The organism is Siansivirga zeaxanthinifaciens CC-SAMT-1 (assembly GCF_000941055.1).
In the GTDB taxonomy this organism is placed as follows: domain Bacteria; phylum Bacteroidota; class Bacteroidia; order Flavobacteriales; family Flavobacteriaceae; genus Siansivirga; species Siansivirga zeaxanthinifaciens.
In genome coordinates, this window is record NZ_CP007202.1 from 3,074,969 (window position 1) to 3,097,666 (window position 22,698).

Genomic DNA, 22,698 nt, shown 5'->3' on the forward strand with positions numbered 1-22,698 from the left:
GTTTAGAGAGATATTACTACCTGTATAATATCTTTTTTATTACATTACCCTCAGTTTTTAACAAATAAATACCTTTTGAAGCATTAGAAATATCAACCAAATCCCCGTTACCTTCGGCGATTTTAGTTCCTAGTATAGAATACACTTTCCATTTACTTGGTATGCTTAGGTTAAACCTTCCATCTTTACTCGGCACAGGGTATACTCTTAAATTAATGGCCGTGTTATCAAATTCATTAATACTTAAACTTCCCAATCTATTTAGCGTAACATAATCATACGTTGGACCCGCTCCTCCTGAAGGAATTCTTAATTCCAATACTGCCAAACCTGCATCTAAATCAAATTCATCAGAGGTATAGTCTTGAAAAACGGAGCCCTCTGTAATTATTCTTATCCCGCTTGTAGTCGAGCCATTTGGCGCACTAAACAACGGCGTTGAAGTAGATAAATTTAAAGGTAGTATATTAGCAGCAAATGGTTTAGAAGTATTAGAAAAGGTCTTGTAATTAACAAGCATTTGGTACCTGCCAGCTTCCGTTACATTTATCGTATACCTCAAATATTCATTACCACTTAAAGAGCCAACAACAAAACCTGATCCTCCAACTTCAATATCTACGTCCTCTCCAGGGGCTGTTCTGTAAGCACCACCTGAATTACCTGGTGAAGAATCAGAAAAAGCTAGTCCTTGTCCTCCTAAATCATAATCTTCGACCTGAATAGTACCAGGAATCGTATGCGGAACTCCTCCGAAAGGCTGTATTGTTAAGGCCTGAACATTAACCGTTATGGATGTTTCAGAAGTTTGAAATTTGTTGTCTGTGAGCACTAATTTTAAGGTATAAACACCTACAGCCATATTTTCCAATAACGTATCTGATTGCCCATCATATCCCCAAGTAAACGGTGCTGCGGTAATAGAACGCACCAATACATCGTCTATATAAAGTGCCATACTTGTTATTTCTGATGGTGATAAGGAGGTTGAAGCTTCAACTTCTATATCAAAGCCTGGTGCTAAAACATAACCATCGGCGGGTGCTACAAAGGTTGGTGCTGGAGGCGGCGCTATATAAACAACGTTAATTTTATCTAAATTAAATCCAGCGTTTTGAACATTAACTTTAAGCACATGTAAACCCTGTGTTAATGCTACATTTTGTTTTGTACTTGTTTGAAAATCGGTGGCACTTGAGGTTTGAGCTAAAGCATGATTATCAAACAATACAACATCATCCATCTCTACACTAATTAATGCTCCTGTGGATGCAGCGGCATATAAAAAGTCAAAATTATAGAGACCATCTTGTAATACATTTACATCGTATTTTAGCCATTCACCATTTTGGGTGTCGCCAACATAAATAACGCCATTGTCTTGTCCTACATCAACCCCATCAGTATAGGCAGTTGCATTAAGGGTGTTTGTAGGCGTAGTATCTGAATATCCAACACCTTCACCACCGGCTCTATAGGCTTCTGCTTCTATAGTTCCTTGAACTAATTTTATTGAAGAATCCAATACAATGTTTGAAATTTTACTAATAGATAATGGGGGTAGCGTAATAGCTCCTGTTCCTTGTTTAATTAAAGTTAATGGGTCGGTATAGTAATCAATGGGGGCTACAACACCTACATTATCAAACACCAAAGCTTCGTGTTTAAACGAACCAGCGTATACCAAATTGTCAAATTTTAAAGTAAATTCAACAGGCTTATCTGTAAGGTTGATGGCAACCACGCTTGTATTACCATTTTTGGTTACGGCTCTCGCATTTACTGCTGTAACTGAGCCTCTGGTAGTAGTCAACATAGTCGATGAAGTTACGGTACCGTTTAACAAAGTCGCATCCCTTAAAACATCTTGAAGGATTTCATAACTCATCAAGTACCCTCTTTTTTGTAGCGGATATACAGGTTCTCTGTTGGATCCAACAACAACCATAGCATTTAAAACCCTATTAAAGCTAAACCAGTTTGCTCTATCATAAATATGTTGGTTTTCTGCCATAAATAAATAAGCATCTGCCATTCCTAAACAAGCAGCGCCGTGCACATCTGAACCGGCGGACACACCCCATTCTGTTAACCAAATGGGTTTATTTTGATTATCAGTATCTCGAACCCAATTGACATCTTCTGCTAATTCTAATTTAGCTGTTAAAAGCGACTGATATGCTGTATTACTTTCCCCGGGTATATCAGGGTCGGCACCTAAGTATTTATGAACTGTAATGGCATCATAATAACTCCCATCGCCTCTTATTGTAGCATTATAGGCTGCTTGACTTCGTCTCCACCCAAAAGGCACAGACACTCTTATATTTGGATATGCCGCTTTTAAAGCAGCCGAAACTGCCGAAGCCTCCGCTAAATATTTTTGTGGGGTATCTGTTCTTAGTGCTCTTTGATTAACCCAAAAATGTTCGTTTCCTAATTCTATATCTTTTACCTCAAGACCTAAGCCCATGTCTTTTTGTGCTCTGGCTACACTACTTGGCCCATCATCAAAATTGATAGAATAGGTCCACATCATATCATAACCTACACCGCCATTTGCAGCTTTTTTTTCAGTGTTTAGTTGGGCAATACCATTAATATGTCCTTTTAAACAACACGCATAAGTTGCCAAAGTCGATTCATGTACACCATTGTCATAGCTGTCATTTTGGTAACCATCGGTTTGCCATTGATAAAAATTGGCGAAAACCCCATGCGGGAAGCGAATGGTTACAGGATCTACTAATTTGATAAAGTCTTTTTGTAATTGGGTATTAAAACCCTCAATATTATAACCTAATAACTTATTGTTAAAAACTTCGGTATTTGTTGTCTCAACATTCAATGAAGCTGTAATAGTTCCAGGTAAAGTAAAGGGATAACTCTGTGCTTCTGCTTTTAAATAGAAGCAGATTACACATGCAATAAAGCAAAGATATTTAAAATATTGCCTATTTGATGTAGCATTTTTGTTCATAGTTTTGGTAAATAATTGTGGGCATTTTACTTAAAAAGTAAATGCATATATAGCTTTTTTTTTAACTTACAATTTTAATAATAAAGAATAAATAAACTGTCCTGCTTTTTGCTGTATTTAATTTAAAATCACATAACGTTTTATTCAAAATATTTAAGCGTTTTATTTACCAGAAAAATATAGTATATATGCTTTAAACATAAGATGTTTCTCTTTTTTTTTATTGAAAAAGCACTACCTTTAAGGTTCTATTTTTTGATGATTTTTCTTGTATATATTGATACTTCCCCGTAGAATTTAACAAAGTATAAACCACTGATTAAGGTATTAGCGTCTATTCGTATAGATGATGCCCCTTTTACGTTTTTCAATACTATAGTTTTGCCAACTATGTTAAACACTTCAATTTTATTGACTTTTTTTTCTAATCCATCAATTATAATTTCGTCATCTATTGGGTTAGAAATGAAAACTGAATTTCTATGAAAACCTTCATTACTAAGTGCATTCGTATTTTCTAATAGCCATTTCGTGTTAGCTGTAGCTGAACTTGTGTAATTAACATCACCCGAATTATCATATGCATACCTTCCTGTGGTTGTTTGTGGCGTATGGATATCATATGCGCCAGAACCGTTAGAAACAAATTCAAAAATTCTTGTATTGTTTGTATCTGTGGTGGGAGTTGCAGTTGTAGTAGGATACACATTAATCGATTCAAATCTTACTGCATCCCATCCCGTAAGTGTACATGAAATATTATAATAACCATTAGAACCAACAGATTTCACTTCAAAAATTTGTGAATTATTATTTGGCGAAATTTCATCGGCAGTAATAATATTTGAATTTGCAGTGTCTACAGTCCAATACTTCCCCGTTACACTGTGCTTAATTTTATATTTTCCTTCTAAACCATTGGTTGGATTTCCACCAATTGAACCACTAGGAAGTGCTTCAAGGTATGTTGAAGCAACACGCATGTCATCAAAATCTGTTATCACCTCAAAATCACAGGCGTTTTCATTGTAAGAACCCCACTTTGGGTAAACTTCAACTCCATCAAATGTTTTATGATAGGCTCTTTTATCAGAATCTGCCAAAACCACTTGATATTCATTAAAATTAAGATTTGAAAGTGTTTGCTGTACTCCATTAAACCAGAACTCTAAATAGCCTTCATATCTATTATTAACCACATCAAAATTATCATCAACCTTGACTTTTATAACAAAAGTCACCCATTCATCTTCGGGAATTACATGTTGCCATAAGGTTGTTCTTCGCTGGGTTATAGACCCTGGCCTGTTCCAATTCGGTTCTGCTGGTCCGAAGGCATTTAAACTTAAAGTTGTACCATCGTAAGACATCGTATAAGGATAATTTTGTTTATTCGTGTTAATATCTCCACCATCAGTAGTTTTCCATTGAAACACAGCAATACCAGCATTTAAATTTGGTTCAGAATTAAATCTCCAACGCCAACCATAATAATAAGTTCCGCCTTTTTGAGGGGTAAATGTATTTACGTCGCCCGTAGTTCTGGCAAATTCTGCTCTCTTTCTAGAAACAGGTTTAGTTATACGCCAAAATTTACCAAACTCAGAATCTATAGGTGTAGTGACAAATGGTGGATTATTGGGATCATCAACACAATCATCACCACTTGGGTTGCTATTGCCATTAGGGTCGAGGTGTCTAAAATTATCATTTACGGATAAATTAGGGTCTCCGTACCATAATACTTGTGCATTTAGCTCATAGCCAAAAAATAATAGCGATAAAATAAGCACGAATTTCTTAGCTATATTTATTCTCATAATTTATCTATACACTAATTGTTATTGCATTTTTAGAATCTCACTCCCTGCCATTAAAAAAGCACCTGTTCCAAAATTTTGATAACTATCATAAGATGCTGGTTCTGGAAATGCACCAATGTTTTGTACCCAACCTACGCGACCATCCTCATGTTGGCAGGCTTTTAAAGCATTCCAACCTTTTTTAACTGCTGGTATATATTTTTTATCTAACAAACCATTATTAATGCCCCAAGCCAATGCAAAAGTATGGAAACCACTACCGCTTACCTCGCCATGATTATAAGACTCTGGACATAACAAACTTGTTCTCCATAAACCGTCTTCAGGTTGAAGTTTTAATATTTTCTCTGCCATTTCTTTGTATAAGTTCTCATAAAACGGGCGATGCTTATAATCTGCTGGCATATCATCTAAAATTAAAGCTAAACCAGCAAAAACCCAACCGTTGCCTCGAGACCAGAATACCTTTTTACCATTTGGTTCTTTGGTGTCTTTATCGTTACCCTGCCACACAAAACGCATATCTCTTGCAAACAATTGTTCTTCTTTATCGTATAACTGGTTGTAAGTTTGCATATAAAACTTATGCATCTCATCTAAATACTTGGGCTGTTTAGTATGTTTCGCATACAAATTAAGTACAGGAGGAGCCATAAATAAGGCATCGCACCACCACCACAAAATAGTTCTGCCATATTCACTTTTATCTGTTCCTTTTTTCCACTCATCGTCATCAAATAAATGGGCGTCTAAGAATTTTTTTGTAGGTTCTAAATCCACGAAATTTCGTCTACCATCATTCATATCTATATACAAATAACTGTAAGATATGGCAACATCATCGGCATGATGTAAACGTTTATATGTTTGCCAATTATTCCAATATCCTTGATTTTTTAGGGCAGCCATATAAATCATATCTTTAGTAGCTTTATGTGCTCTTACCACACCCGTATAATAAGCTCCTTCTGTCCAATCGGTTGGTGCAATTGCAAAAATAGGATGTGCTTCTTGCCACTCTAATGCCTTTATCATAGCTGACTTAATATCTGATTTATCAATAACATTAACTCCTGTTACTTTCTGGGCCGTTGAACAGTTAAAAAACAATAAAACTGTAAATAATGCTAAAATGGTTTTATTCATGGTATTTTTATTTTTTTAGTTTAAAAGTGGTTTCTAAATAATCGTTTGAAGAGGTTCCTAACATAACCGTATAATCACCGGCTTCCAATACTTTTTCCATTGTAACACCTGTAAATTCTAACATTTTAGATGTTATTTTAAAAGAAACCGTTTTACTTTCTCCCGCATTTAATTCTATTTTTTCAAAACCTTTTAATTCTTTATCTGGTCTTGTAACAGAACCTATTTCATCCTTAACATACATTTGTACGACTTCCTTGGCTTTTACATTGCTTTTATTGGCAACAGTTACACTTACTTCTAATTCAGTATCTGCTGTCATTTCAGGATTTGAAATTTTAATATCTGAATATTCAAAGTTTGCATAACTTAAGCCATGACCAAAAGGAAATAATGGCCCATCTTTTAAAAACAAATAACCTTTTTTATAGTTTATTTCTTTCATGCTATAATGAAAAGGAATTTGGCCAATAGAACGAGGCACCGTAACTGGCAATTTACCTGATGGAGATACTTCACCGAAAATAATTCTAGCTGTAGACTCATCACCAAATTCGCTTAAATCCCAAGTATCTAAAATAGCATCAGCTTGGTCTGCAATAGTATTAATAGACAGCGTTCTTCTATGTTTTAAAACCACAATAAGCGGTTTACCTAGTGCTTTTACCCTTTCTACTAGTTCATCTTGTGGACCAACAGGGTCGATTGTTGCTCTATCCCCTAAAGCATTATTAAAAAAAGCTTCTTTAGAAGTAAACTCATCGCCTCCTAAAAATAACACGATAGCATCTGAACTTTTAGCGATGTTAACCAAATTATCTAAAGCTTTACCATCGCGCTCTAATAATTTTGGAGCGCCTCCAGTTTCATCGGTAAGATGAAATCCTTTCTCGGCAACAAATTTAACATTATCGGTTACTACAGATTCAAACATAGCTTTAGTATTCTCCCTTACAAGAGGCCCTAAAAGCGCTATTTTTGTAGATTTATTAGCATCAAGTGGCAACGTGTTATTTTCATTTTTAAGAAGAATAATCGACTCTAAATCGGATTCTTTTGCCAATTCTAAAGAAGCCTTAGCTCTATTACCTGTCTTAACGGCCTCTATATCGATATAAGGATTATCGAACAAGCCTAGAATAAATTTTGTTCTTAAAACACGCCTTACAGATCTGTCAATTAACTCTTCCAATTCAGGGTTTTTCTTTACCATTTCTGGCAAATACGCATAAGAATCTTCAGCATATAAATCGATATCAATACCAGCTACTAAACCCATTCTCGCAGCATCTTCTGGTGTTTCTGCTACGTTCATAAAATAATGTAAACGTGCAATATCGTTAGAATCTGAGACTACATAACCTTCAAAACCCCATTGGTCTCTTAAAACACCGGTAAGCAATTCTGGATTACCATGAGATGCTACGCCATTAATATCGCCATGTGATGCCATAATACCCAGGGTTTTGGCATCTTTAACAGCAGCTTCAAACGGTGGATATATTTCATCTATTAACGTTCTTGGAGAAATTTCAATAGCAGCAAAATTTGAACCGCCAAGTACTTGTCCGTAAGCAGCAAAATGTTTTGCAACAGCACCAATATGAGTACCATTACCTAAACCTTCGTAATCACCTTGCACACCTTTAATGGCACTTTTAACCATTTGTGTGGTTAGATAGGTATCTTCACCAAAAGCCTCACTCATACGTCCAAAACGTGGGTCACGAACTAAGTCGGCTTCTGGAGAGTGACACATGTGCATACCACGTAAACGCGCTTCTCTTCCTACCACATCCCACTGTCTTTGTACAAGCGCTGGATTGAATGACGCTGCAGAAGTAATAGGGCGACCAAACTTGGTACAACCTTCGGCATCTACACCATTATATGACTCTGTTACAAATAATGCAGGAATGCCCCAACGGTTGTTTTCTATAATGTATTTTTGAAGTTTATTATTAAATTTAGCTGCAGAAACTGCATCAATATGTTCGCCAGGGTTTTTAATACCTGCAATACCTAATTTTAATTTTTCAATTACCTTATCGGAAAGTTTAAGATTACCATTGTTATCATATTTAGCTCCAATGGTGGCATGAAATATACGCATTTGCGCTACTTTTTCTTCAAGGGATAATTTGGGTAAAAGCGCTTCTACTCTTTCATCAATAGAAAGCGAGGCATCTTTGTAATCTTTAGCTTTTGAATCTCCCTTACCACAAGAGGTAAAAATTGATAGCAATGCAATAAAAAGTAATTTTCTCATTAGTATGTTATGTTTGTATAGTTTTAGTTTTTAAATGCAAATCGATTTATTGTTAATGACTGATTATTAATGGTTTTAAATACAAAACAAATAGATTTTACCTGATTTAAATTTTGAGCATTAAATTGTCGTGGTTGAAATGTGTAAATATTATTTTTAGGTATTTCTAAAGAGAACAATAGTTTACCTTCAGCATTCGTATCTCTTACCTCAACAGAACAGGCATCACTAGCCATCACCTCTAATTCTAAAATGGTTTTGCCCTGTAAACCTTTTATATTGGGGTAAATAACATGACTTGTATTTTGTATTGTTTGTATTGAAAATCCTCCTAAAGTATTTTCCACTTTTTTTATACCTGATGCTTTAAAATAGTCTTCGGCTTCAATACTAGCATTGGCATCATAATTACCTACTCCAATACCGTCAACTCTTATGGTTGCCATTTCACCATTATCTTTGTAATGCACATAACTTATAAAGCTATCTCTAAAATAACGATTTCCGGTTTGACTTATATCACAATAAATATAATACCATTGGTTGTGCCACTCAAAGAATGAACCATGACGACCTTGTAAAAACCCATTTGGCCATGTTGGAGCATCAAAGCCTTTGGCAAAACTCGCCTCTTTTATAACGGTATCTTTGTAATCATAAGGACCGTAAACATTATCTGCCATGGCATAGAAACTGCCCCAAGACAAATAATACTTTCCATTATATTTATGCATAAAAGGCTTATCATCTGTTGGCATTTTTGTATTGCTTCCATCGGGATTATAAGGGCCTCTCGGATTATTAATAATTATTTTCTTTGGTGATTCTGCTAAACTTATCATGTCTTCGTTGAGCTTAGCTATGTAATAATCCCATACACCAAAAATGATATAATGCTCGCCTTTGTCTTCAAAAATGGCCATATCATATTCATGCGTAGGTGTTAAATTTGAGGATAATAGAGGTTTACCTAAAACATCTTTCCAAGGACCTACGGGTGTTTTTCCAACTACAACGCCTGTTTGCTCGTTTCCTTCGGAAAAATAAAAATAATACTTTCCATTTCTATAGGCCGCATCTGTAGCCCAACATCTTGAAAATTCTTTTCCTATATAAGTATCTTCAGGTTTTAAAACACTTCGTTTTGTCCAATTCACCAAATCGGGAGAAGACCACACCCACCAATCTTCCATGATAAACTTATCGTTTTTAACAGATTTATCATGCGAAGCATAAACGTAAGCGGTATCGTTGAAAATATGAATATGCGGATCGTTTAATCCAACGTTTGGAACTATGGGATTTTGTGAGCATACAGATGTTATAACTAATAACATTGCACTTACAATTCCATATGTTATTTTAAAATTTGTTTTCATGATTTTATTCAATTCCGCAAAAGGTATCCATAATTTTAGTCACTACTGCCGCTTCTTCTACCGAACATGGATTTTCGTTTTGTCCTAAAAAATAACCAACCACTTGCTCTATCATTGGTTGTTGCACATGTTTTGGATTTTCAAACTTAAAAGTTTCCGTTTTGTTGTCGGTTTCAACTCGTATTTCATCGCCATAAAAAGAAAATGTAATGGAACCTTTTTCTCCTTCAATAGTACATCTATCACTATCTTTGGAGGCTATAAAATTCCAACTTCCTTTAAATTGAACACCGTTTTTAAATTCTATTTCACCCTTTACTAAATCCATTACATTCGCACTATCTGAAATAAACCCTTTTTTTATATTGGAAATTTCACCAAAATAATAATACATGAGATCTATTTGGTGTGGCGCTATATCATGAAAATATCCTCCACCCGAAATTTCAGGGTTTAAACGCCAATTTTCATCGGTTTTGGCTATTAAATTAGCGTTTTTTGATTGCGCAATGTCAATTTCTGCCGAAACTACTTTACCAATTATTTTGGCATCTAATAATTCCTTCACCTTGGCAAACAAAGGTAAATGTCTACGATAATGAGCCACCGTAACTTTTACATCACTTTCTTGTAGTGCGCTTAAAAGTGTTTCGGCTTCTTTACTGTTAAGCACCATGGGTTTTTCTAAATACACATTTTTACCAACTTGAATAATTTGTAATGCATATTTTAAATGCGAAGCAGGAGGCGTTGCAATGTAAATGGCATTTATCTTATCATTATTTATTAATTCTGAAGCATGAGTGGTATAATTTGGTACCCCATGACGTTTAGCAAAATCTTTTACTTTATCTTCGTTTCTGCGCATAACGCTTATTAAAGTTGAGTTTTTTACCTTTTGAAAAGCAGGACCACTCTTTACTTCTGCAACATCACCGCAACCTATAATTCCCCAATTAACAATATTAGAATTCATGTATTTATTACCATAAAATAAATGCTAAAGATAAGTTAGGACGCCTCAAAACCTGTCCTGTACTGTAAGGTTAAAGTAAAACTTATAACATTACTATTTTTGCAAAGTTTCACAACACTAAAATAATTAACTTTGTTACAAATCTTTAAAAACTAATCTTTTTTTTGAAAAAACTTTTATTATTTCTTACATCTTTAACATTAAGCATTCAGTGCTACGGCAATAGTAATCTTGATTCATTATTATTAGAGCTGGAGGTTACTATGCGCAAAAGAGCTTTTTTTGATAATGCCAAAAAATTAAGAGTTGAAAATTTAAAAAAACTCATTAATGATAAAGATAGTAGCTCATTACAGAATAATTATTTCATAATAAATGAAATAATTAATGAATATGAAAAGTATAGTTTTGACAAAGCGCTATTCTATATCGAAAAAAACTTACAAATAGCAAAGAAACTAAATAACAATAAGCTTGAGAAAGAGTCACAACTAAAGTTAGCCAAACTTCTAGCAACATCTGGAAGGTATAAAGAAGGTATTGATGTTTTAAATGAAATTAGGCGGAATGAACTTCCAGAAAAACTTCTAGAGCAATATTATTTTAATTATGTAGAAGGATATTCTGGATTAAGTTTTTATACCACTGTACAAACTACCAAAGAGCGTTATTCTCAACTCTACTTAATCTATCAAGATTCCCTTCAACAAAAATTAGATCCAAATTCAGATCAAGCACTTGCGTTAATCGAAAAAGAATTAAGAGATAATAGAAATATTGTAGAAGCATTAAGAATCAATTCTAAACGATTATCGCAATTAAAATTAGGCACAACAAAATATTCTCTAGTAACTTTTGAAAGGGCTTTACTCTACGGTCTTAATAATAATGCAAGAGATCAAAAAATGTTTTTAGCACTTTCTGCTATCTCAGACATTACGGCATCGGTAAAAGATAACGCTTCCCTTACTGAACTTGCCATGATTTTATTTGAGGAAGGCGATATTGAAAGAGCATATAAGTATATTGATTTCTCGGTTGAAGATACTGAAATTTATAACTCAAGGCTACGCTTTGTAAACATCTCGAACAAACTATCTGTTATATCAAAAGCCTTTGAAGAAAAGAACCTAGAACAACAAGCCGAACTAAAAAAAATGCTCCTATATATAAGTGTACTTGCATTATTTCTTCTATTTACCATATTATATATTTACAGACAGATAAAACGATTGTCTTCTGCTAGAAAAGCATTAAAAAAAGCCAACATACAACTTACAAATTTAAACGAACGATTAAGTATAACAAATTCAGACCTGAATAGATTATACAACGAATTATCTAACACCGACAAAATAAAAGAACAATATATAGGGACTTTTTTAAACCTTTATTCAGACTATATAAACAAACTAGACACCTATCGAAAAATGGTTAGGAACTATTTAGTATCAAACAAGACTAAAACCTTATTAGAACTTACAAAATCGAAACAACTCGTAGACAACGAACTTCAAATTTTTTATCAAAATTTCGATAAATCTTTTTTACATATATACCCTAATTTCATAAGAGAGGTTAATGGCCTCCTAAAACCAGGAGAACAAATTAAACTTAACAAAGATGAAGTTTTAAACACTGAACTAAGAATTCTTGCACTGATAAGATTAGGCTTAACAAATAGTTCCAAAATATCTAAAATTTTACGTTACTCTGTAAACACTATTTACAATTACAGAGTAAAAATAAAAAACAGCGCCCTAAATAGAGATACTTTCGAAGACGACGTTAAGAAAATACAATAACTGTATAAAATTATTTATATTAACTTTAGTTTGTTTTTAAATTTAACGCGTAAAATCTTCAATATTTATTTATAAAAAATCTACTTTTTTTTATTATTATTAATTACACAAGTAATTCATTATTAGACATATAATTAATTTTAATACTCAAAAAAATCTACTTTTTAAATACTTCTACAATTAAAATCTCTCATACGATATTAACTTTACAAATCGAGTTATGTTCAAACTCATACCAAAAACTAAATTAAATATATGAAAACCACAAAGAGACTTTTATTACTAGTTATTCTATTGCCTTTATTTTCTGTTGCTCAAGTTACCATCAAGGGTAAAGTAACAGATGGCAATAACCAACCCATTCCTGGCGTATCGATTCTCGTAAAGGGCACAGAGAAAGGAACAACTACTAATTTTGATGGCTTGTACACTTTAAGCGCAAATGTAAATAGTGCAAGTATTCTTGTTTTTAGTTACCTAGGAATGACTTCGGTTGAAGAACCAATTAATGGCAGATCAACTATTAATGTGATGATGCAAGAAAGCACAGAGGCATTAAATGAGATCGTAGTAATTGGTTACGGTGCTCAGCAGAAAAAGGATATCACAGGCTCGGTATCCCAAATTAAATCAGAAGTTTTAGAGAGTCGCAGCAACGCGCAAATAGGCTCCCTATTACAGGGTCAAGCTACAGGTGTGGAAGTATTGGCGAATTCTGGCAAGCCGTCTGCAGGTTTAAGCATAAGGATTAGAGGTACCAACTCTATAACCTCAGGTAGTGAACCTTTGTATGTAGTAGATGGTGTACCTACAACAGATACCCGATCTATAAACCCTGCCGACATTGAGTCTATTTCGGTATTAAAAGATGCATCATCAGCAGCAATATATGGTGCTCAAGGGGCTAATGGTGTTGTGCTTATTACAACCAAACGCGGTACAACTGAAAAACCAAAATTAACTTTTGACACGTATTTAGGTGTCTCCCAAGTATGGAATACGCTACCTGTTTTAAATGGTGAGCAATACAGAGATTTAATGACTGAACTTGGCCAAACTACAGACTGGGATAGATTTAATCAAAACACAGACTGGCAACAAGAAATATTTCAAAATGGTATTTCAAACAATTATCAGTTAGCTATGTCTGGTAGAAATGAAGGTTCTAATTATTACGTATCAGCTGGTTATACCAATCAGGAAGGAGTTGTAAAAAGCTCTGAACTTGAGCGTTTTAATTTCAAAATTAACTTTGACCAAGATATAAACGAGTGGTTAAAGGTTGGAACTAGAATTGCATATACTCAATACAAAGATGTAGATGTAAATGATAATAATGCTGTAAATCAAGGTGGTGTTTTACTAGGAGCACTTACAACACCTGCTAATATTGGCATATTTAATGAAGACGGTTCTTTCACCAGTAATCCATTCCAAAACTGGGAAAACCCATTAGCTTCAACAGATGGTTTAGATCGTGAATTTAATAGCCAACGTTTTTTGGGTAACCTATATTTTGAAATAAAACCAATTAAGAATTTCACCTTTAAAACTAATGTTGGAATTGATAATAGTTTTGGTGTTTTTGATTCGTTTTTAGATCCATTTAGAACAGGTTTTGGTAGAGCTTTACAAGGTAGATCTATAAATAGCACTAACAAAAGCTCATATTACATTGTAGAAAACACCTTGTCATACAACAACACGTTAAATAATCACAAAATTGAAGCGTTAATAGGTTCTGTTAATCAAAAAAATAAGTTTGAAAACAGTTATATTGAAACACGCAATTTTGCAAGCGCTACAGTTACAACAGCTAATGGTGGTTCTGAAATTTTTGGAGCTACAGCAGATAAGGCTGAAAAAGCAAACTCATCTTTTTTAGGAAGATTAAACTATGCCTATGACGACAAATATTTAGTTACTGCCAATTTTAGAGCAGATGGTTCAAGCGTTTTTGGTCCCAACAAGCGATGGGGTTATTTCCCTTCATTTTCTCTAGGATGGCGAATGTCGCAAGAAAACTTCTTAAAAGATTCCAAAACACTTAGTGACCTAAAACTACGTGCTGGTTGGGGTATTGTAGGTAATGATCAAATTCAGAATTACGCGTATTTAGGTCGTGTAGGAAGCGGTGCTAACTATCCAATAGGTGGTGTAGTACAACCTGGTACCTTCCCTGCTTCTATTGAAAACTTAGAACTTAAATGGGAAGAGTCTAATCAAACTAATGTTGGTATAGATGTTTCTCTATTTAATAACAAAGTGAATATTGTTGCAGATGTCTACATAAAAAGAACAAAAGATTTATTATTTGATGCACCGTTACCAAATGCTACAGGTTTTACCAGTGCCATCCAAAATATTGGAGAGTTGGAAAATAAAGGAATTGAATTCAGCGTTAGTACAAAAAATATTAATTCTGAAAATTTTAATTGGGATACCAATTTCAACATTTCATTTAACAGAAATGAAATTACTAGACTCGTAGATTCTGATGTATTTCAAGGAGGTATTGCCGGAGGCCGTGGAGAAGCGGCTTTAATTAGAGAGGGTGAGCCATTAGGGATTCTTTACGGTTATATATACGGCGGTGTAGATCCACAAACTGGAAATGCATTTTACTTAGACCGTAATGGAGTTTCTACATTTACACCTTCAGCAGATGATAGAACTATTATTGGCGATGCCAACCCAGACTTTACATATTCATTAACCAACAACTTTTCATACAAAGGATTTACCTTAATGATTTATTTACAAGGTTCTCAAGGAAATGATATGTTAAACGCTACAAGAATTGAAACCGAAGGACTTATTGACCCAAAAAATCAATCTATTGCTGTATTAGACAGATGGAGACAACCTGGAGACATTACAACAATTCCAAGAGCTGTTTTTGGTAATTCAGATAATTCCAGAGTATCAACACGTTTTATTGAAGATGCTTCCTATTTAAGAGTAAAAGCGCTTACCCTAGGCTATAAATTCCCTAAGAATATGTTAGATAAAATAAACCTAAGTGCTCTAAGACTTTATGTTACCGGTGAAAATCTATTAACCTTTACTGATTACTCTGGTTTCGACCCAGAAGTAAATGCCTTTGGAGGCAGTAATACCATAAGAGGTATAGACTTTGGTACTTATCCGCAATCGAGAACCACGCTTTTTGGCTTAAGTGTTACTTTTTAAAAAAATTCAACTATGAAACTAAATAAAATATTATTAATAATTTTAAGTCTCGCACTTTTTACAAACTGCGATGATTTTTTAGACCTTACTCCTATTTCGGAGGAAACAAGTGCAGATGCCTACAACAATGCATCTCAAATAGAGGCGGCACTTACTGGAGCATACGAATCGTTTCAATCTTCAGAATATTATGTATGGGATAATTTATTATTCCAAGACATGCGCGCAGATAATAATTATGCAGGTGGGGACAATCCGGAAATTTTTGCCATAGATTTCTTAAATATAACACCAACGCATTCCAGACTTTTTACACATTGGTCTAACATTTATAATGCTATTTCTAAAGCAAATGTTGTTTTAGAACGCGTTGATGGGATTAACGACCCACAATTAACTAATGAAAGAAAAGCGCAAATTAGAGGTGAGGCACTATTTTTAAGATCTTATCACTACTTTACTTTAGCAAAACTTTGGGGTAGCGTTCCGTTAATAACGGCATCGATAAAAGCAACCACAGCTGAAAGTGTGAACATTCCAAAATCACCCATTGAAGATATCTATGCACAAATCACTTCAGATTTAGAATTGGCAGCAACTTTGCTACCTGATACTTACGGAAATAACGCAATAACAAAAGCCAGAGCAACTTCTGGTGCAGCACATGCCTTAGCCGCTAAGGCTTATGCGCAACAACCAAATCCTGATTATAAAGCTGTTCTAGCACACATAACTGAAGTTGAAAAAAGTGATGCTAATTACAGATTAATTAATTACAATCAGCTATTTGATGGTAACAACCCCAACAATGCTGAATCTATAATAGAGGTTCAATATTTAGGTGGCAACGAAGGTAATTTTGGTCCGCAGTTATTGTTACCACCTTCCATTAGTGGCGATACATGGAGAAAATTTGTAACACCATCGGTAGATATTGTTAACGCATTTGATGCCGAGGGAGATGTTGTTAGAAAAAATGCATCCATATTGTTTGAGCAAGTTCAATGGGTTGATGAATATTGGGGAAATGCTGCCGGTAGTACCATCCCTTTTGGTTATAAATGGAAAAATGCCAGTGGTTTTGCAAGTGCAGACAACACATATTTAATACGATATGGGGATATTGTACTACTTAAAGCCGAGGCCTTAAACGAATTAAACCAACTGGAAGCAGCAGCCACTGAAGTTGATAGAATTAGAAACAGAGCGCAACTACCAAATTTAACCGCTGCCCAAAAAAGCTCTAAAGCTATATTAAAACAAAATATATTAAAGGAGCGTCGCCTTGAACTTTTTCTAGAAGGTCAAAGATGGGATGATCTAGTACGAAACGGACAAATTGTATCGACCATGAACAACCTAGTTGAAATTGATTTACGTACCAACACACCAGTAAACTATAATATGACAGAAGCTAAAATATTTCTACCAATTCCGCAACAGGAATTAGACAGAAACCCAGCTTTAATACCTTAAAATTAATTGATTATGAAAAGATTTTTAAAAAGAATACTGTTTCTTGTTTCGGCAACCTTAGTTATACTGGCTTGCGAAACTGAAAATAATTTACAGCCGGAAGGACTTTGGGAACTTAGCAATCCAACAATTGCGTTGCCAAGTGATGACTTAATCATACTAGATGAAACCACTCCCAATAACATTATAACCTTTAGTTGGGAACCCGCAAAATCTTCAGCAAACTACATAGTAAGCTACAAAGTGGTAGTTGATACACTTGGAAGTTCTGCTTTTGATACACCTATTTTAGAACTAACACCTTCAAATAATGGCAAAGACCTATCTGCTTCAGTCTCGTTTCAAGCTATTGATGAAGCTTTATCATTTGCAGGCTACTCAGCAAATACTAATGTAGAACTTACGTGGGCTGTTGTTGCCAGCAGCATCAATAAAACTTCAATTGATGTAAAAGATATTACTATTAAGCGTTTTGAAAATGAAATAATACCTAGTAGATTATTTATATCTGGAACAGCCACAGAGAACAATAATAATTTATCAGAAGCTATTCCATTAAAACGTTTAAATAATTCAAATGGTGAGCCTTCAAGCGTTTACGAGGTCTACACTAGTTTGAAGGCAGGAAGCTCTTTTAAATTTTATAGTGAGCAGTCTCTACCTGCTTTAGTATATGGTGGTGGTGCAACCGAAGGCAGTATTGAAAAATCTGGAGCCCCTATCACTGTAGCACAAGACGGAGAATATCGTATTAAAATAGACTTGGACAATAGTAGCTATTCACTTTTAAAAATTGAACGCTGGAATATGAAAGGTAGCCCCATAATTGGTGGTTGGGGAAGCGATGAACCTCTGGAATACATAGGTGGTGGTATTTGGCAGGCTTCCATACAGCTGGTAAGTACTGGTGGCTTTTTATTTAGGGCAGATGTAGATGGTTCTGGTTATTGGGATCATTTATTGAAGCGTGTTGTTGGAACAACTAACACACTTATTATGGAATCGGATGCAGGAAATCAAGGGGTGAGCTTTGAAGATATCCCTTCAGAAAAATTAGGTACCTTATTAGTTACTTTAAATCTTTCTGCAAATGCATACTCCTATACCATAGAAATAGACCCGAATGCTGCAGCGCCTATTGAAACACCAAGTTCATTGTATTTATTTAACAACAACACACTTGTTGGAGAACTTACTAAAGATGGAGATGTTTTTAGAACCGATAACTACATCGCCTTACAAAGTGGTGATCAAATAACTCTAAATACAGCTTCAGATGGCTCTGGAGATAGCTTTACTGCCTTTGAAGCTATTGGAGCAACAGATGCACCAGATGGTGTTAATGTGAGCGAAAGTCCAAATTTAAGTGAAGCATCTGGTGCTATAAATGTAGAAAGAGACCAAGCTTATAAATTCACCATTGACTTTGCAAACGCAAAATTACAATGGAATTACTACAATATTTTCCTATTCCATTGGGATGAGATTAACCAAAAGTGGGATGATCGTAATGAGTTTTTAATGACCTACCAACATCCTTATAAATTTACAACAACAGTTGGTTTGAGCGGTAATTTTGACATGAAGTTTATATCGCCATGGGATAACGACTTTGGATCTGATGCACCATCAGCCTTATCTGGAAACCTAACCAACAAAGGTGGTTCGAATATTAGGAATATTAACACTAATGGTAATTACCAAGTTAATATTGAAATAACGCCTGATTTTACTTCAGGAACTTACGAGTACATTAAACAATAAAAAAAACTAAAAACTTATATTTTAGCTATGAAAAAGATAAATTATAAAATCCTTAAAACAAGTTTTTTCGTTTTTATATTAATAAACTCATTTTTTGGTTGCCACAGCTGTCAATCAAATGATGAAGGAATTACAGACATTAAACCTCCTGTTACATCTGAACCTGTAAATGTGGATTTTTATCTTACAAAAGCAGATCAGTCTGTTTTATTCAAAAAACAAGAAACTGGTGTTTCTGCTTTTAATGAAAATTCAAACTTTTCAATTAATGTTAATAGTAACCGAACCTATCAAGAAATGGATGGGTTTGGTTACTCCTTAACTGGTGGTAGCGCCTTACATTTAAATAATATGTCAACTTCTACAAGAGGTAGTTTATTAAACGAACTTTTTAAATGGGACAATAATAATATAGGTGTTAGTTATTTGAGAGTTAGCATGGGCTCATCAGACTTAGATATTGAAACTTTTTCTTATAATGATTTATCTAATGGAGAAACCGATTTAAATTTAGACAAGTTTTCTATAGCTAAAGATAGGATTAATCTTATCCCTGTTTTAAAAGAAATTTTAGCTATAAATCCAAACATCAAAATTGCTGCAACACCTTGGTCTGCACCAACCTGGATGAAAACTAATCGAAGTACTATAGGAGGCAGTCTTAGAACCGATTATTATGATACATATGCCAATTATTTTGTGAAATATATTCAAGCCATGGCTTCAGAAGGTATAAAAATTAGTGCAGTTATTCCACAAAATGAACCTTTAAATGCAACAAACAATCCTAGTATGGTCATGGAAGCTGCTGAACAGGCCAATTTTATAAAAAACCATTTAGGACCTGCATTTCAGTCGGCAGGCATTACCACAAAAATTATTGCATATGGACATAATGCCGATAGACCTGATTACCCTATAAATGTGTTGAATGATGCCGCTGCAAATCCATTTATCGACGGTTCTGCTTTTCATCTCTATGCTGGTAGGATTGATAATTTAAGTCTAGTACATAATGCACATCCAAATAAAAACATTTACTTCTCTGAGCAGTGGGTAGGTGCATTTGAAGAATTTTCAGAAAGTTTAAAATGGCATTCTCGAGAATTATTGGTTGGAGCTACAAGAAACTGGTCTAAAACTGTTTTACAATGGAATTTGGCCGCTGACTCCAATCAAGATCCACACACTAATGGTGGTTGTACTGAGTGTTTAGGAGCACTAACTATTGATGGTAATACGGTTAAGAGAAACGTAGCCTATTACATTATAGCACATGCCGCTAAATATGTGAGACCTGGTTCAGTTCGTATTGAGTCTAATTCTTCAAACGAGCTACCCAATGTAGCTTTTAAAACTCCAGATAATAGGATTGTAGTAATCGTAATAAATAATACAAGTACACGCAAAGAATTTAATATTAAAGTAGCCGAAAGTCCAATAACTACCTCTCTAGAAGCAGGAGCATTGGGTACTTTTGTTTGGTAAATAAAAACTAATTAATTATGATTTTTAACTATAGAATAATCGTTCTATTAGCCATACTCATGGCTTCTTGCAACAATAATAAAACAGAGAAACCTGTTGAAGTTGAAGAAAATAAAGCTGAAACTAATGCTAATTACAATGGTAAACCTTTAAAGATTTACACAACAGCAGAAGGGACAGATTTAAGGCTAACCCTGTCTGATGAAATTAGTTTTAAATCGGCTTCACAACCTCTAGAAACTGAAATCGCTGTTTTTGTAAATTCAAACAAAACGTTTCAAAAGTTTTTAGGTATTGGAGGCGCTATAACAGATGCTTCGGCAGAAGTTTTTGCTAAACTAAGCCCAGACAAGCAAGAAGAATTGTTAAATGCGTACTATAGTAATAATGGCATAAATTATAACATCATTAGAACTAGTATTCATAGTTGCGATTTTAGTTCAAAAAGCCATACATACATTGAAGAAGGTGACACTGAACTAAAAACGTTTTCTATTGAAAAAGATAAAGCATATAGAATCCCTATGATAAAAAGAGCTACGGCTTTAATTAAAGATGATTTGGTTTTTTATGCAAGTCCATGGAGCCCACCTGCATTTATGAAAACAAACAAAAACATGCTACAAGGCGGTAAACTATTACCAGAGTATTATCAAACTTGGGCAAATTATTTTGTGAAATTTATAGAAGCTTATCAAGCCGAAGGCATTCCTGTTTGGGGTGTTACCATTCAAAACGAACCTATGGCGAAACAACGTTGGGAATCTTGTATTTATACAGCTGAAGAAGAACGTGATTTTTTAAAAAACAATCTAGGGCCAACATTTGAAAAAGCCGGTTTTGGTGATAAAAATATTGTGGTTTGGGATCATAACAGAGATTTAATTTCTCATCGTGCAAATACCATTTTCGAAGATGAAGAAGCTGCAAAATATGCTTGGGGTATTGGTTTTCATTGGTATGAAACCTGGACCGGCGGTGACCCTAAATATGATAATTTAAAAAACATCAAAGAATCATTTCCTACAAAAAATTTATTGTTTACAGAGGGGTGTCAGGAGAAATTTAGCCAAGAGCATTACTTTAGATGGTCCAATGCAGAACGTTATGGTAACTCTATGATTAACGATTTTAATAGTGGTACAGTTGGTTGGACCGACTGGAATATTCTTTTAGATGAAACAGGAGGTCCAAATCACGTTCAAAATTTATGCTTTGCTCCAATACATGCAGATACAAGGACAAACGAATTAATATACACGCCATCCTATTATTATATTGGTCATTTTTCAAAATTTATTAAACCTAATGCGAAAAGAGTAAGTACTACAACAAGTAGAAGCACATTAGAAAGCACATCTTTTATAAATGAAGACGGGCAGATGGTAACGGTAATCATGAATAAAACTGATAAACCGATAGACTATAAACTTTTAGTTCATGAGAGTGAAGCTCTTTTAAATATTCCCGCTCATGCTATTCAAACCATTTTATACTAAATAATTCTTTAAATTTTAAATTATGAAAAAAAATTACCTAAAAACAGTATTAGCTACTGTAACATTAATTTGTACTCTAAATTTTAATGCTCAAATTATTGCAGATGGAACTTATAACATTTACAACACAAATTTATCTGAGGTTTTAAGTGTTAATAGAATTCCTATGGGAGATGCAGGCAATCCTCAAAACGTTATTATTGGTAGGGCGCGCATGCAAACTTACAATATTAATAACGACGATCAACAATGGACATTCGCTCACCAAGGTAATGATGTTTATAAAATTACTAATGTTGGAGATAATTCCATTCTTGGTGTTAAAGATGGTTGGTGTGGACAGTTTGGTGATGTACAAGTTGGATTCGATAATTCTAGCCCTTATACACTATTTAAAGTAGTTGCTGGGACTACCGCAAATACTTATGTTTTTCAAATAGCTTTTGACAGTGACTGTAATTTTGGATCTGTAAATATACCAATTAAAGCTTTTGATATAGATGGAGGTAACTCAGGTTCTAAAATAAACACTTTTGATATAAACACTGCAAATCCTAATCAACAGTTTCAAATCCTAGCCCTTGGCACTTTATCTACAGAGAGTAATTTTCTATCTAACAAAATAACATTATACTACAATCAAGTAGAAGGATTAGTTGTTGATACCAACACAAGTCGTTTAGGTGATTTAAAAGTAAACGTATTTGATTTAATGGGTCGTTCTATAGCATCTGAAAAAATTAATAATAATCATTCAAGTATTAAGCTTGATAATACAAAAACAGGAGTTTATATCGCACTTATTAAAGACTCAGAAAATAATACGCTTGTTAAGAAGTTTGTTGTTTATTAATAATAACAGACAGCCACTACTGTTACAGTTAAATTAAAATAATTTTTT

13 protein-coding genes are annotated in these 22,698 nt (G+C 34.2%); 7 read left to right on the forward strand and 6 right to left on the reverse strand.

Features of this window, described 5'->3' with window-relative positions:
• Positions 1-16: 16 nt before the first annotated feature.
• From AW14_RS13310 to AW14_RS13335, 6 genes are all read right to left on the reverse strand, one after another.
• On the reverse strand, positions 17-2,980 hold the full coding sequence (locus AW14_RS13310; protein ID WP_044639251.1) for a carbohydrate-binding domain-containing protein: 2,964 nt from the start codon (positions 2,978-2,980) through the stop codon (positions 17-19).
• 248 nt (positions 2,981-3,228) lie between these two features.
• Positions 3,229-4,800 (reverse strand): T9SS type A sorting domain-containing protein, encoded by a 1,572-nt coding sequence (locus tag AW14_RS13315; protein WP_044639252.1) that lies wholly within the window; start codon positions 4,798-4,800, stop codon positions 3,229-3,231.
• A gap of 21 nt (positions 4,801-4,821) precedes the next feature.
• The gene (locus AW14_RS13320) at positions 4,822-5,949 is read right to left on the reverse strand and encodes a glycoside hydrolase family 88/105 protein (protein ID WP_044639253.1); all 1,128 of its coding nucleotides are present in this window, start codon (positions 5,947-5,949) and stop codon (positions 4,822-4,824) included.
• A gap of 7 nt (positions 5,950-5,956) precedes the next feature.
• Complete coding sequence (locus AW14_RS13325) at positions 5,957-8,218, reverse strand: glycoside hydrolase family 3 N-terminal domain-containing protein (RefSeq protein WP_044639254.1); 2,262 nt, start codon at positions 8,216-8,218, stop codon at positions 5,957-5,959.
• A gap of 23 nt (positions 8,219-8,241) precedes the next feature.
• Positions 8,242-9,597 (reverse strand): family 43 glycosylhydrolase, encoded by a 1,356-nt coding sequence (locus AW14_RS13330; protein ID WP_245617599.1) that lies wholly within the window; start codon positions 9,595-9,597, stop codon positions 8,242-8,244.
• A gap of 4 nt (positions 9,598-9,601) precedes the next feature.
• Complete coding sequence (locus tag AW14_RS13335; protein ID WP_044639255.1) at positions 9,602-10,573, reverse strand: Gfo/Idh/MocA family protein; 972 nt, start codon at positions 10,571-10,573, stop codon at positions 9,602-9,604.
• Positions 10,574-10,737: 164 nt separating this feature from the next.
• On the opposite strand from AW14_RS13335, the gene AW14_RS13340 reads away from it, so the two are divergent.
• The 7 genes from AW14_RS13340 (at position 10,738) to AW14_RS13370 (ending at position 22,650) form a co-directional block, all read left to right on the forward strand.
• The gene (locus tag AW14_RS13340) at positions 10,738-12,378 is read left to right on the forward strand and encodes a DUF6377 domain-containing protein (RefSeq protein ID WP_044639256.1); all 1,641 of its coding nucleotides are present in this window, start codon (positions 10,738-10,740) and stop codon (positions 12,376-12,378) included.
• 255 nt (positions 12,379-12,633) lie between these two features.
• Entirely contained in the window at positions 12,634-15,570 is a 2,937-nt protein-coding gene (locus AW14_RS13345; RefSeq protein ID WP_044639257.1) for a SusC/RagA family TonB-linked outer membrane protein, read from the forward strand.
• A gap of 12 nt (positions 15,571-15,582) precedes the next feature.
• Positions 15,583-17,046 carry a RagB/SusD family nutrient uptake outer membrane protein gene (locus AW14_RS13350; RefSeq protein ID WP_044639258.1) on the forward strand — a complete coding sequence of 488 codons (1,464 nt, stop codon included), beginning with the start codon at positions 15,583-15,585 and terminating at the stop codon, positions 17,044-17,046.
• Between the two features lie 12 nt (positions 17,047-17,058).
• Positions 17,059-18,810: a SusE domain-containing protein gene (locus AW14_RS13355; protein WP_044639259.1), complete on the forward strand. Its 1,752-nt coding sequence runs from the start codon at positions 17,059-17,061 to the stop codon at positions 18,808-18,810.
• A 27-nt stretch (positions 18,811-18,837) separates the two neighbouring features.
• Positions 18,838-20,298, forward strand: a complete 1,461-nt coding sequence (locus tag AW14_RS13360) for a glycoside hydrolase family 30 protein (RefSeq protein ID WP_044639260.1) — start codon at positions 18,838-18,840, stop codon at positions 20,296-20,298.
• A 59-nt stretch (positions 20,299-20,357) separates the two neighbouring features.
• A complete protein-coding gene (locus tag AW14_RS13365; RefSeq protein WP_044639672.1) occupies positions 20,358-21,797 on the forward strand; it encodes a glycoside hydrolase family 30 protein in 1,440 nt (479 codons plus the stop codon).
• A 22-nt stretch (positions 21,798-21,819) separates the two neighbouring features.
• Positions 21,820-22,650 (forward strand): T9SS type A sorting domain-containing protein, encoded by an 831-nt coding sequence (locus tag AW14_RS13370; RefSeq protein ID WP_044639261.1) that lies wholly within the window; start codon positions 21,820-21,822, stop codon positions 22,648-22,650.
• Positions 22,651-22,698 lie beyond the last annotated feature (48 nt).

Coding starts and splice junctions, on each gene's coding strand:
- AW14_RS13310 (WP_044639251.1), bottom strand. CDS start 2,980: ATGAACAAAAATGCTACATCAAATAGGCAATATTTTAAATATCTTTGC.
- AW14_RS13315 (WP_044639252.1), bottom strand. CDS start 4,800: ATGAGAATAAATATAGCTAAGAAATTCGTGCTTATTTTATCGCTATTA.
- AW14_RS13320 (WP_044639253.1), bottom strand. CDS start 5,949: ATGAATAAAACCATTTTAGCATTATTTACAGTTTTATTGTTTTTTAAC.
- AW14_RS13325 (WP_044639254.1), bottom strand. CDS start 8,218: ATGAGAAAATTACTTTTTATTGCATTGCTATCAATTTTTACCTCTTGT.
- AW14_RS13330 (WP_245617599.1), bottom strand. CDS start 9,597: ATGAAAACAAATTTTAAAATAACATATGGAATTGTAAGTGCAATGTTA.
- AW14_RS13335 (WP_044639255.1), bottom strand. CDS start 10,573: ATGAATTCTAATATTGTTAATTGGGGAATTATAGGTTGCGGTGATGTT.
- AW14_RS13345 (WP_044639257.1), top strand. CDS start 12,634: ATGAAAACCACAAAGAGACTTTTATTACTAGTTATTCTATTGCCTTTA.
- AW14_RS13350 (WP_044639258.1), top strand. CDS start 15,583: ATGAAACTAAATAAAATATTATTAATAATTTTAAGTCTCGCACTTTTT.
- AW14_RS13355 (WP_044639259.1), top strand. CDS start 17,059: ATGAAAAGATTTTTAAAAAGAATACTGTTTCTTGTTTCGGCAACCTTA.
- AW14_RS13360 (WP_044639260.1), top strand. CDS start 18,838: ATGAAAAAGATAAATTATAAAATCCTTAAAACAAGTTTTTTCGTTTTT.
- AW14_RS13365 (WP_044639672.1), top strand. CDS start 20,358: ATGGCTTCTTGCAACAATAATAAAACAGAGAAACCTGTTGAAGTTGAA.
- AW14_RS13370 (WP_044639261.1), top strand. CDS start 21,820: ATGAAAAAAAATTACCTAAAAACAGTATTAGCTACTGTAACATTAATT.